Annotated in this window: 10 protein-coding genes; 9 read left to right on the forward strand and 1 reads right to left on the reverse strand. The window is 47.2% G+C overall.

The window, feature by feature from the left end; translation table 11 throughout:
• Positions 1-3387 carry a transcription-repair coupling factor gene (gene mfd, locus I2F54_RS06635; protein ID WP_195500801.1) on the reverse strand — a complete coding sequence of 1129 codons (3387 nt, stop codon included), beginning with the start codon at positions 3385-3387 and terminating at the stop codon, positions 1-3.
• 109 nt (positions 3388-3496) lie between these two features.
• On the opposite strand from mfd, the gene I2F54_RS06640 reads away from it, so the two are divergent.
• The 9 genes from I2F54_RS06640 (at position 3497) to I2F54_RS06680 (ending at position 12478) form a co-directional block, all read left to right on the forward strand.
• Positions 3497-4249: a polyprenol monophosphomannose synthase gene (locus I2F54_RS06640; RefSeq protein ID WP_195500802.1), complete on the forward strand. Its 753-nt coding sequence runs from the start codon at positions 3497-3499 to the stop codon at positions 4247-4249.
• A gap of 4 nt (positions 4250-4253) precedes the next feature.
• Positions 4254-5615 (forward strand): dihydroorotase, encoded by a 1362-nt coding sequence (locus I2F54_RS06645; protein ID WP_195500803.1) that lies wholly within the window; start codon positions 4254-4256, stop codon positions 5613-5615.
• Positions 5616-6056: 441 nt separating this feature from the next.
• The gene (locus I2F54_RS06650; RefSeq protein WP_195500804.1) at positions 6057-6950 is read left to right on the forward strand and encodes a vitamin B12 dependent-methionine synthase activation domain-containing protein; all 894 of its coding nucleotides are present in this window, start codon (positions 6057-6059) and stop codon (positions 6948-6950) included.
• A 69-nt stretch (positions 6951-7019) separates the two neighbouring features.
• Positions 7020-7505 (forward strand): RNA polymerase sigma factor, encoded by a 486-nt coding sequence (locus I2F54_RS06655; protein ID WP_009120554.1) that lies wholly within the window; start codon positions 7020-7022, stop codon positions 7503-7505.
• Between the two features lie 3 nt (positions 7506-7508).
• On the forward strand, positions 7509-8135 hold the full coding sequence (locus I2F54_RS06660; RefSeq protein WP_195500805.1) for a hypothetical protein: 627 nt from the start codon (positions 7509-7511) through the stop codon (positions 8133-8135).
• Positions 8123-9352: a metallophosphoesterase gene (locus I2F54_RS06665; RefSeq protein WP_087413443.1), complete on the forward strand. Its 1230-nt coding sequence runs from the start codon at positions 8123-8125 to the stop codon at positions 9350-9352. Before I2F54_RS06660 ends, I2F54_RS06665 begins: the two co-directional genes overlap by 13 nt.
• Positions 9353-9399: 47 nt before the next feature.
• The gene (locus I2F54_RS06670; protein WP_195500806.1) at positions 9400-10161 is read left to right on the forward strand and encodes a lysophospholipid acyltransferase family protein; all 762 of its coding nucleotides are present in this window, start codon (positions 9400-9402) and stop codon (positions 10159-10161) included.
• A gap of 492 nt (positions 10162-10653) precedes the next feature.
• The gene (locus I2F54_RS06675) at positions 10654-10881 is read left to right on the forward strand and encodes a hypothetical protein (protein ID WP_195500807.1); all 228 of its coding nucleotides are present in this window, start codon (positions 10654-10656) and stop codon (positions 10879-10881) included.
• Positions 10882-10900: 19 nt separating this feature from the next.
• Positions 10901-12478 carry a hypothetical protein gene (locus tag I2F54_RS06680; protein WP_195500808.1) on the forward strand — a complete coding sequence of 526 codons (1578 nt, stop codon included), beginning with the start codon at positions 10901-10903 and terminating at the stop codon, positions 12476-12478.
• Positions 12479-12529: the final 51 nt, after the last annotated feature.

Below are 12529 nucleotides of genomic sequence, written 5' to 3' on the forward strand. Positions count from 1 at the left end.
CTATTCTTCCACCTGCATCGCCACAATCTCCTGTAACGCCGCCACAGCCTCTTCCACGGTAGTGACGTCTTTCACCACCATACTCCGCTTGTTATTCTGCTCCCGCAGGTCGCAACGGCGGGTGTATTTCATCATGTAGGCAATGACTTTGCCGAAAGCCTGACTCTGATAGTAAGGACTGTCCGGATTGGAAACAAAGAACAGCGTCATGCGGCCGCCTTTGAGGAACACCTTTTCCGTTCCCAGACGTGCCGCAAGACGGCGCAGGGGAACGATACGGAGCAATTCTTCCGTCTCGGGGGGGATAGGTCCGAAACGGTCTTCAAGACGGGCGCGGAAAGCATCCACGTCCTTGTCCAGCGTTAGGCCGTCCAGTTCGCGATAGAGCAACATACGCTCGCTGCTGCCGGTGACGTAAGTGGCGGGCAGCAACAGCTCAAGGTCGCTCTCCACCTGGCATTCGTCTACAAATTGCTCGCCGCTGATAGTACCGTCGCCTTTCAGCTCGTCGGCATAGAGGTCGGCAAACTCATCGGTCTTCAGCTCGTGCACGGCTTCGGACAATATCTTCTGATAGGTTTCGTAACCCAGGTCGGCAATGAAGCCGCTTTGCTCTGCGCCGAGCATATTACCCGCGCCGCGAATGTCGAGGTCCTGCATGGCGATGTGGATGCCACTGCCTAAGTCGGAGAAGTTCTCGATGGCCTGCAAGCGGCGTTTGGCTTCCGGCGTAAGCGAGGACAAGGGGGGGGCCAGCAAATAGCAGAAAGCCTTTTTATTACTGCGCCCCACACGGCCGCGCATCTGGTGCAGGTCGCTCAAGCCGAAATTCTGCGCCTGGTTGATGATGATGGTATTGGCGTTCGGTATGTCGATACCGCTCTCAATGATGGTAGTGGCGAGCAATACGTCATAATCATAGTTGACAAAGTCGAGAATAATCTTTTCCAGTTCGGCGGGTTCCATTTGCCCGTGACCGATGCAGACACGGCAATCGGGGATGTTGCGCTCTATCATCGCTTTCAGTTCGGAGAGATTGGAGATGCGGTTGTTTACAAAGAACACCTGCCCGTTACGGCTCATTTCGAAGTTGATGGCATCGGTGATGATATCGTCGCTGAAAGTATGCACTTCCGTCTGAATGGGATAACGGTTGGGCGGCGGTGTCTGGATGACGCTCAAGTCGCGCGCGCCCATCAGGGAGAACTGCAAGGTACGGGGAATGGGCGTGGCGGTCATGGTCAGGGTGTCCACGTTCACTTTCAGTTGGCGGAGCTTCTCCTTGACGGAGACACCGAATTTCTGTTCTTCGTCGATAATCAGCAAGCCGAGGTCTTTGAACTTAACGTCTTTACCCAAAATGCGGTGGGTACCGATAAGGATATTCACCTCACCGTCCGCAAGACCCTTGACAACGGCCTTGGCCTGTGCCGCCGTCCGGGCGCGGCTCAGATATTCCACACGGCAGGGCAGGCCTTTCAGGCGCTCCTTGAAAGTCTGGAAATGCTGATAGGCAAGAACGGTGGTGGGAACGAGGACGGCCACCTGCTTGTTGTCCGCCACCGCCTTGAAAGCGGCACGCACGGCAACCTCGGTCTTGCCGAAGCCTACGTCGCCGCATACCAGCCGGTCCATGGGGCGGGCGCTTTCCATATCCGCCTTTACGTCGGCGGTCGCCTTACTTTGGTCGGGGGTATCCTCGTAAATGAAAGACGCTTCCAGTTCCCGTTGCAGGAAACTGTCGGGGCTGTATTGAAAACCTTTCTCCTCGCGCCGTTGCGAATAGAGCTTTATCAGGTCGCGGGCTATATCCTTAATCTTGGTCTTGGTACGGTCTTTCAGTTTCTCCCATGCGCCGGTACCCAGCTTGTTGAGACGGGGAGCTTCGCCTTCTTTGCCTTTGTACTTGGAAACCTTATGCAGAGAATGGATGGAGACAAAGACCACATCGTCATTCTGATAGACCAGACGCATCACTTCCTGCGTCGTATCTCCGTTGGGAATACGCACCAATCCCGTAAAACGTCCCACGCCGTGGTCGGTATGCACCACGTAATCTCCGGGAGTAAACTGATTCAACTCTTTCAGGCTCAAAGCCACCTTGCCGCTGCGGGCTTTATCGCTTTTCAGGTTGTATTTGTGAAAACGGTCGAACAACTGGTGGTCGGTAAAGATGCAGAGACGCAGAGTATCGTCGGCAAAGCCCTCGTGCAAGGTACGCTCAACGGGGGTAAAGGAGATGTTATCTCCCCGGTCTTCAAAGATAGCGCGGATACGGTCGGTTTGTTTCAGGCTGTCACTGCATATATAGAGGGTATAGTTGCGCGCCAGGTAGTCCTGGAAGCTTTCCGCCACCAGGTCGAAATTCTTATGGAAGATAGGTTGCGCTGCGGTACTGAATGATACTGTCGCGTCCGGTGTTCCGGTAGGCTTCGTTCCGAATTCCATGCGGCGGAAATCGAGGGCGCGCAAGGTAAACTCTCCCCCGTCAATCAACTTTCCTTCCAGAGATATCGCACCGTTTTCCTCGGCTTCGCGGGCGGCAATGGCCGCGGCGGTCAGCGATTCGTCGTGAACGGCCTGAATACGCTCGCGCAGCCAGAGGAAATCACGCATCGCCAGCAAGGTGTCCGGCCGGAGAAAGTCCAGGAAAGATACCATGCCGCCATTGCCGCCCTGCTCCAGGCTACGGCTCAAATCGGGGACAATGACGATATCCTCTTTCTTCTCTTTGGAAAGCTGGCTCTCCACCTCAAACGTACGGATGCTCTCCACCTCATCTCCGAAGAAATCGATACGGAAAGGACATTCGGAAGAAAAGGAAAAGACATCGATGATACTGCCGCGCACGGCATATTGCCCCGGCTCGTACACATAATCCACGTACTCGAAGCCGTAGCTGCGCAGCACTTCCGTCACGAAGTCCATATCCACCTTTTCGCCCGTATGGAGTTTCAAGGTTTTATCTCCCAGTTCCTTACGGGAAACGACCTTTTCCGCCAGCGCATCCGGGCAGGTAACCACGCAAAGCCCTTCCTCGCCTTTCTGCAGGCGGCTCAGCACTTCCGTGCGGAGAATCTCGTTGGCGGCATCTTTCTGTCCGTACTTTATGGCACGGCGGAAGGAAGAGGGGAAGAACAACACCCGTTCGGCTCCCAAAATCTGTGTCAGGTCGTGATAGAAATACCCGGCTTCTTCCAAATCGCCGAGAATAAAGACAAACGGACATTCAGCCCGCTGTACCAGCACGGACGAAAACAGCGAAGCGGCAGAAGCGCACAGGCCGCTGCAGTAGAGGTGACGGACGGAATTGTCCTTTAGCAGCCTGCACATGCCTTCTACATTGGGATGGGCGGCGTATAATTGTTGCAGTTCGGTAATAATCATTGTTACGGTGAATTTCCGTTGCAAAAATACATAAATAATCCTTAGTTTTATCTGTAAGTAATAGAAAAGCACTACATTTGCTCCCATTAATAAGCCCCATATATTTTCAATGAATATGCAGACATCAGACAGTATTGTCATCATCCCTACCTACAACGAACGGGAAAACATCGAGAATATCATCCGTGCCGTTTTTGCCTTGGAGCACGGATTCCACATACTTATTATCGAAGACGGTTCGCCCGACGGTACTGCCGCTATCGTAAAAGACTTGCAACGGGAGTTTCCCGACCGCCTGTTTATGGTGGAGCGTAAGGGAAAGCTGGGACTGGGTACGGCCTACATAGCCGGATTCAAATGGGCGTTGCAACGCGACTATGAATATATATTCGAAATGGATGCCGACTTCAGCCATAACCCCAAAGACCTGCCCCGCCTCTACCGGGCCTGCGCCGAAGAAGGGGCGGATGTGGCTATCGGCTCGCGCTACGTCAGCGGCGTGAATGTGGTGAACTGGCCTATGGGACGTGTGCTCATGTCTTATTTCGCTTCCAAATATGTACGTATCATTACGGGGCTACCCATTCACGATACCACCGCCGGCTTTGTGTGCTACCGCCGCAGGGTATTGCAGACCATCAATCTGGACGGCATCCGCTTTAAAGGCTATGCTTTCCAAATAGAGATGAAGTTCACCGCCTACAAGTGCGGAGCGAATGTGAAGGAAGTACCGGTTATCTTCATCAACCGGGAACTGGGAACGTCCAAGATGAACAGCAGCATTTTCGGAGAAGCCGTGTTCGGAGTAATCCGGCTGAAATGGGACAGCTGGTTTCATAAATATCCAAACTTAAAAAACTAAAGATATGAAAAGAACGCTGATACACAACGCGACGATTGTCAACGAAGGACAGTCTATCCAAGGTTCGGTAGTGATAGAAAACGGACGCATCGCCGAAGTTCTTACCAACTGGAAACCGCTCTCCGCCCCTTGTGAAGAAGTAATCGATGCAACAGGCTGCTACCTGCTGCCCGGTATCATCGACGACCACGTGCATTTTCGCGACCCGGGCCTTACCCACAAAGCGGATATCCTGACGGAAAGCCGTGCGGCTGCCGCCGGCGGGGTGACTTCCATTATGGATATGCCCAACACCAATCCTCTGACCGTAACGCTGGATGCCCTGAATGCCAAGTTCGACCTGCTGAATGAGAAATGTATCGTCAACCACTCCTGCTATTTCGGCGCAACCAACGATAACTATACGGAATTTGACAAGCTGGACAAGCATCGCGTTTGCGGCATCAAGCTGTTTATGGGTTCCAGTACCGGTAATATGCTGGTGGACAAAATGAACAGCCTGCTGAAAATATTCAATGGTACGGATATGCTGATTGCCGCTCATTGCGAAGATCAGGAAACGATAAAAGCCAATATCGAGAAATACAGGCAAAAATACAAAGGAGCGGATGACATTCCTGTCAACGCCCATCCCGGTATCCGTTCCGTTCCGGCCTGTTACGCATCTTCCGAACTGGCCGTCCGTCTGGCGAGAATTGCCGGAGCGCGCCTGCATATTCTGCACGTATCCACGGCCAAAGAGCTGCAACTGTTCAGTGACGAGCCTCTGGAAGACAAGAATATCACATCCGAAGCATGCGTGGCGCATTTGCTCTTTACACTGGCGCACTATAACAGTCTGGGCGCACGCGTAAAATGTAATCCCGCCGTCAAACGGAAAACAGACCGGGAAGCTCTGCGGGCTGCCGTCAACTCAGGGCTGATTGACGTTATCGCCACCGACCACGCTCCTCATCTGTTGAGCGAGAAAGAAGGCGGAGCGCTGAAAGCGATGTCAGGTATGCCTATGATACAATTCTCTCTTGTCAGCATGTTAGGGCTGGTGGATGAAGGCGTTTTCTCACTGGAAACGGTTGTACAGAAAATGTGTCATGCGCCTGCCCGAATATATGGTATTTGCCAACGCGGATATATCCGTGAAGGCTATCAGGCGGACTTAGTGCTGGTACGCCCCGACTCTCCCTGGGAAGTTACCGCCGACAAGATTCTGAGCAAATGCGGCTGGAGCCCTTTAGAGGGACATACGTTCAACTGGAAAGTAGAAAAAACGTTTGCCAACGGACACCTTATTTATAACGGTGATACGGTAGACGATTCTCATCGCGGTGAAGAGCTGAGATTCGATTATCCGTCGGCGGGAGCGTAATACATAACCGATTCAGAGAATAAATAAATAAATGTTGAAATATTGAAATTGAATTTATATCAGTAGCAATGAATGTATATCAGTAACGATGAGTGTATATCGGTAACAATAATGTAGCGTAACCTAAGGCTGAAAGCCTTTTTATCTTATAGCCCGGGGTAGCACCCCGGGAGCGTGAATATGAATAACATTGCGCCCTGTAAGGGCAATATATTTGCAGATTAATCTTTTGCCTTTTCAGGGCGCAGAATGTCGGGAACATTTATTCCCGGGGTGTTACCCCGGGCTATAAGATAAAAAGGCTTTCAGCCTTAGGTTACGCTACATTATTGTTACCGATATACACTCATTGTTACCGATACAAATTAAATCTAAACATTTACTTATTTACTTAACTTATTATATATACATTATCAACACTTATTATATATACATTATCCATTGTCAACCATCAATTATAAAATCCATGAAGTAAGTCCCTACATCAACTGGATTTATTTCTTCCATGCCTGGGGCTTTCAACCCAGGTTTGCGGCAATAGCCGATATTCACGGTTGCGATTCCTGCCGTGCCATGTGGCTTGCGGCTTTTCCTCAAGAAGAGCGTGCCAAAGCCGCCGAAGCCATGCAACTGTTTAAGGAAGCCAACAGAGTACTCAACCGATTGGATGAGGTAATTACGGTGCAATGCATTTACAGGTTGTGCAGCGCCAATGCGGAAGGGGACAATCTCCTTATCGAGGATACGGTGTTCCCTCTACTCCGTCAGCAGACCCCTCATCCGGACAGAAGTCCGTTTCTCTGCCTGAGCGATTTCATACGGCCTCTCTCGTCCGGGGTGGCAGACACGATAGGCCTTTTCGCATCTTCCGTCAATGCGGAGAGTGAAAAGTACTACAAAGACGACCCTTACAAACATCTCCTCGTACAGACCCTGACAGACCGGCTTGCCGAAGCCGCGACAGAAAAGATGCACGAACATGTGCGCAAAGTGGTCTGGGGATATGCTCCCGACGAATCGTTTTCCATTCCGGACTTGCTGGCTGAGAAATATCAGGGTATCCGTCCGGCGGTAGGCTATCCTTCCCTACCCGACCAATCCGTAAACTTCATATTGGATGAACTGCTGGATATGAAACAGATAGGTATCACGCTCACCGAAAACGGGGCCATGTATCCGCATGCTTCTGTATGCGGTCTTATGTTTTCACATCCCCGGTCACACTATTTCGCCGTAGGCAAGATTGGTGAAGACCAACTGGAAGATTATGCCCGCCGACGCGGTAAGCCGATTGATGAAATGCGAAAGTTTCTTGCAGCCAACCTGAAGAGTTAAGAGCCGGGAGTGTGATTTTCCGGTTTCCGTTACGACAAACAAATAAAAAGCGATTCGAGAAACAATACAATGGAAAATATAGAACAAGAGTTTATGTCCGTCATACGGGAATACGAGCGCGTCATCTATAAGGTGTGTTACCTGTACACCACTCCGAACGCGACTCTTAGCGACCTGTACCAGGAAGTAGTACTCAACATCTGGAAAGCTTTTCCTAAATTCAGAAGGGAATGTAAAGTCTCGACGTGGATTTACCGTATCGCCTTGAATACCTGTATCAGCTTCATACGGAAAGAAAAGAACATTCCGGAGATTGTAACCCTCACACAGGAAGCCGACCGCAGCGAAGAGGACGACGAGACACAAGCCATGTTACGGCAACTCTACCGGATGATAAACCGGCTGGGGCAACTGGAAAAGTCTATCATCCTGCTTTATCTGGAAGAAAAAAGTTATGAGGAGATTTCCGAAATCACCGGACTGACCGTAACCAATGTGGCTACCAAACTCAACCGTATTAAAGACAAACTGAAAAAGATGAACAAGGAGGAATAATATATGGAACTGGACGAACTGAAAAAATCATGGAATGCATTGGATGCACAGTTGCAAAAGGAACCTATCGCCGATGAAAAACAAATAAAGGAACTGCTTGCGAGCTATAAAACAAATACCCGGCGCAGCCTGAGGCGGCTCGTTGTCCTGCAACGCTTCTCGCTTGGAGTAGGTGCGGTGGGGCTGGCCGTCATCCTGCTGATATGGCTTTTGCTACCTACCTTCGGCTTCAATGAGCACTTGCAAAACAAGACTGCCATATTTCTGGCTTTCATCACCGTCACCATCCTCGGCGGTATGTGGTGGGACCGTAAAACTTACCTTTGGAACAGGAATACCCGGGTGGATGAGATGTCCGTAGCCGAAGTAAGCCGGCGCATGGCCACGTTCCGTTACTGGACTCACTACGAAGTGTGGGCAGTAGCTGTCTGGGCCGTTATCTTCACCGCACTGTTCTACTGGGTAATGGATTACTACACGATGCCTCTCATAGCGCAAGCCGCCATGCTGGGATTCTGCGTCATCTGGGACGTAATTCTTATTTATTTCATCTATAAAAAGGTTGTTTATAAGCATCTCGACAGTATTAAAAAGAATATAGAAGAACTCGAAGATATATGCACCGAATAACTCTTATACTCATTTTATTCCTGCTTCTGCCGGATATGTACATCTACCTGGTGTACATCGTAAAGAAAACGCGTAACATAGTCTGGCGCAGTACGTATTGGCTTCCTACCGCTATGTTGGTGGCCATATACATGTATTATATCTATATGACAGGGGATAATGCCCTTTCACATCATCCGCAAGGCATCGGCAGGCTGGCAGTGGCCGTGATGCTGTTTGCCGTTCCGAAAACGGTGTTCATGCTTTGCTCGCTGCTGGGTATATTGATGCGGGGAATCAGCCGGCTTCTGTCGCTCGTCATTTTCCGTACGCCGTTCAGAAGCCCCCGCTCTCCTTTCGTCGCACACCGGCTTCCTTACACACTGCTCGGATTGATATTGGGGGTAATCAGTTTTGCCAATATTCTTTACGGAGCCATTGCGGGTATCACACGCTTTGAGGTAAAGGATGTCGAATATCGCTCGGCCAACATACCCAAAGGCTTTGACGGTTATCGCATCCTTCAGCTGTCGGATATACATATAGGCAGCTGGCTGGGGAATCCGGAAGCTGTCCGGCATTTGGTGAGTCTGGTGAATGAGCAGAAAGTAGACCTTATTGTCTTTACCGGTGATTTGGTTAATCAGCAAAGCCACGAGCTGGACGGCTCCAAGGAGATACTTTCCCGGCTCCATGCTCCCGATGGAGTATATTCTATTCTCGGCAATCATGATTACGGGACTTACTACCGCTGGCGTAACCGAAAAGAGGAAGCGGCCAATTTGGAGTATTTAATAGAACAGCAAAAAGAGATGGGCTGGAAAATGCTGAATAACGAACATGACATTTTATATCATAAGGGCGACAGCATAGCATTGATAGGTGTCGAGAACGATGGGGAGCCGCCTTTCTCACAATTCGCCGATTTGCCCAAAGCCATGCAGGGCACGGAAGGCATGTTCCGTATCCTGCTCAGCCACAACCCTACGCACTGGCGACGCGAAGTCCTGCCGGGCTCGGATATAGAGTTAACCCTTTCCGGACATACGCACGCCATGCAGATGGAAATGTTCGGACATTCGTTAGCTTCTCTCATCTACCCGGAATGGGCAGGCATGTACTACGAAGGCAAACGAGCCTTGTATGTCAATGTCGGCATAGGATATGTGGGACTGCCTTTCCGCTTCGGTGCATGGCCCGAAATTACCGTTATAAAATTAGTTAGCGAGAATGAGTGACAAAATCTAAAAAAGGTCTATCTTTGTGGCAATAAAATCCAAAACCTATGAAGATACTCTATAATATTTATCAGATTTGCTTTGCACTGCCTATATTATTGGTGCTGACTATTCTTACCGCACTGGTCACAATTGTCGGTTCCTTATTGGGTGGCGCTCATTTCTGGGGATATTATCCGGGTAAAATATGGTCACAACTGATTTGCTATCTCCTGCTTATTCCGGTAAAAATAAACGGACGGGAGAAGCTCCATAAACATACTTCTTATGTATTTGTCCCCAACCATCAGGGGTCTTTCGATATTTTCCTGATTTATGGTTTTCTGGGAAGAAACTTTAAATGGATGATGAAGAAGAGCCTGCGTAAGATTCCATTCGTGGGCAAGGCTTGCGAAAGCGCCGGACACATTTTCGTAGACCGTTCCAGCCCCCGGAAAGTACTGGCTACCATGCATCAGGCAGAGGCTTCCTTAAAGGACGGAGTATCATTAGTGGTATTCCCCGAAGGTGCACGCACATTCACCGGACATATGGGGTATTTCAAGAGAGGGGCTTTCCAATTGGCAGACGAACTGCAATTAGCGGTAGTGCCTGTCACGATTGACGGTTCGTTCGAGATACTTCCCCGTACCGGCAAGTGGATACACCGTCACCGCATGATACTGACGATTCATGAACCGATTGCTCCCAAAGGACAAGGGGCGGAGAATATCAAAGCGACTATGGCGGAAGCTTACGCAGCGGTAGAAAGCGCATTGCCAGAACAGTATAGGGGAATGGTGAAGAATGAAGACCAAGACAAATTATGAGCAATAATTCATCCATATATACCCTCAAAAGTCATTATATTCCTAATTCCAAATGCTTTGGTCCGGACATTATCCCTTGCAAAGGGAGCTGCATGTGTTTTAAGAGAAAAAGGATTATGGCAATTTTTTTAACAGCAATTTACACCCAGCAATGAAGTCTTATCTACCGAATTAAAAGAAAGAAAAAAATTATCACCGATACAAGAAAACGACATTACTAATTTCATCAAATACAATTCAGGACGATATATCAATAATTTAAACGAATATATAGCTCACATTTTTCTTCAAACTCGTTTCTTCTTCATACTTTTCATTGATTAAATCATATAAAAAAAGTATTTCACTGCCATTTTCTAACATTAGCAGACATATCATAAGGACTATTTGTCACTTCATCATGACTATTTATTCAGTCAGTCTTCTTCTATAACCGTACTTTTGTGCGCAAAAGAAAGCATATTAAAAATATAACAAGACAATAATTTGAATATGATGAAAAGAGAAAAACAAAGGTATGAAAAGCCTATGATAAAATTCGTAGAAATAGATTTGAGCAGTTCTATCGCAAACATTGTCACTGCGTCAACCTATACAGGTAAAAACTCAAATGAAGCATGGGGTACGAACGGATATCAAGATAAGGATATTACAGTTGGCGGCAAAGATTTAAGCGAAACATGGGGTACTGGTTGGAATAATCGTAACCGCAATAATTAATAACAAGCATAATACTCAAATGGCAAAGTTAAAATGGATGTTCTTACTTGCTTTTTTAGCAAGTGGATTAGTACTGGGAGGATGCTCCTCTGAAAACGACATTATTGACAATATTGACAATAATGACAACAATGACAATACAGATAAGAAGCCAGACATTGATTTCTCCAAACTGACATGGACTAAAAGAACCATATCTTCTCAAATTGAAGCAGGCAGCAATACGAATATTAGCACAAGAAGTAGTGCTGACATTGGTCATGGTGGAAACCCTTCGAGTAAGCTTCCGGATGGCATAAAGTATTATATCAATGTATATAATAGTAACGCAACCGATGAAGAGTTTAAAATAGACCCAGCAGACTATTTAGAACTCACATTTGAAAATGATGCGATTATTTACTACACTGCTATTCACTATGATAATAGCGGAAATCCGTTTGTACTAATTTCTAATAAAGAGTTGCCAAAAGAACCTAATCTCGAAGAAGATAAGTTTATTTGGTTCGAAGTTGGCGAAACACAAAAGGAAGTTCCTGGAGAGAGACTCTTTTACTTTACAACTGAAAATTTAGCTGGTAAAGACAGACCGATTATAAAACTTCCAAGAACTAAAAAAGAAGAAGACTTATATTATGATGGGAATAGCTATGTAGAATATGGTGATAAATTATTTGCCACAGAAGGACATTATTTTGTTAAGAACAGTGAGAACAATGAGGAGATAGATCTCTATTACCTAGAAAGTGAGACAAACTACCCAACGCTTGCTGACAAGAACAAAATAAAAATGAGAAGATTGACGGGAGTTATTACTATATATACAATGGTAGTAGATGATTATGACAGTAATGGAGACCCTAAAAACATTGACGGAATAGATGGTGGGACTAGTACAGCAGAAGCTATTAGATTGACAAACAATGCCTTGCAAACTGCTCTTAAGAAAGTAAAAGAATCCCCGGAAGAATTTTTCTCTACAACAGATCTCAATGCTAATGATAACGAATTAAGGAAGTTTTTATCAAGTAACAAATTTGATGGCAACTATAGTGTAGACGACTACTTCGTTCGTAAAAAAGTATTGGAAAATTATCCTGTTGTATATAATTTCATTGAAGCAAAAGTAGAGTATAATAACGATGAGGAGCCTCTCTATTTATGCAATCTATCCTTTCCTACTTTTATGAATGAAAAATCAAGTTATCAATGGGGATCTGAGAATTCAGGCCAATTTATTTATGGTGTTAGTAGTTCTTGTGATAATTATCCATTTCTTCCCATCGGTAGCAAGTTGGTGCTTAAGCCAAGAAACGCATTAGTAATATTCATGGGAATGTCAAAACCTGACACAGATGAAGTGACATATAACCCACCTTCACACTTATTGCAAGTTAGGATTGCGCCAAGCAGCGATGTGGAACTGACCCCCAATAAGAGCCATAACCTTTATGTTGTGTTCACAATCAAAGACATGGTTCAAATGTTGGTAAAAGCACAGATGAACGATGCGGTCGGCACTCCTTCCCCTACGACCCGTTCAGCCTTAGAAGAGCCTGTCTTAGAGTTGCCCTCAAACAGACTAATTTTCAAATAATCCAAATAATATTCAAAAGGCTACATCCGTCAACAGCGGTTTGCAGCCTTT

Origin of the sequence: Bacteroides clarus, from assembly GCF_015555825.1 — a bacterium.
Taxonomy (GTDB): domain Bacteria; phylum Bacteroidota; class Bacteroidia; order Bacteroidales; family Bacteroidaceae; genus Bacteroides; species Bacteroides clarus.

Coding starts and splice junctions, on each gene's coding strand:
- I2F54_RS06675 (WP_195500807.1), top strand. CDS start 10,654: ATGATGAAAAGAGAAAAACAAAGGTATGAAAAGCCTATGATAAAATTC.
- I2F54_RS06645 (WP_195500803.1), top strand. CDS start 4,254: ATGAAAAGAACGCTGATACACAACGCGACGATTGTCAACGAAGGACAG.
- mfd (WP_195500801.1), bottom strand. CDS start 3,387: ATGATTATTACCGAACTGCAACAATTATACGCCGCCCATCCCAATGTA.
- I2F54_RS06660 (WP_195500805.1), top strand. CDS start 7,509: ATGGAACTGGACGAACTGAAAAAATCATGGAATGCATTGGATGCACAG.
- I2F54_RS06655 (WP_009120554.1), top strand. CDS start 7,020: ATGGAAAATATAGAACAAGAGTTTATGTCCGTCATACGGGAATACGAG.
- I2F54_RS06680 (WP_195500808.1), top strand. CDS start 10,901: ATGGCAAAGTTAAAATGGATGTTCTTACTTGCTTTTTTAGCAAGTGGA.
- I2F54_RS06640 (WP_195500802.1), top strand. CDS start 3,497: ATGAATATGCAGACATCAGACAGTATTGTCATCATCCCTACCTACAAC.
- I2F54_RS06665 (WP_087413443.1), top strand. CDS start 8,123: ATGCACCGAATAACTCTTATACTCATTTTATTCCTGCTTCTGCCGGAT.
- I2F54_RS06670 (WP_195500806.1), top strand. CDS start 9,400: ATGAAGATACTCTATAATATTTATCAGATTTGCTTTGCACTGCCTATA.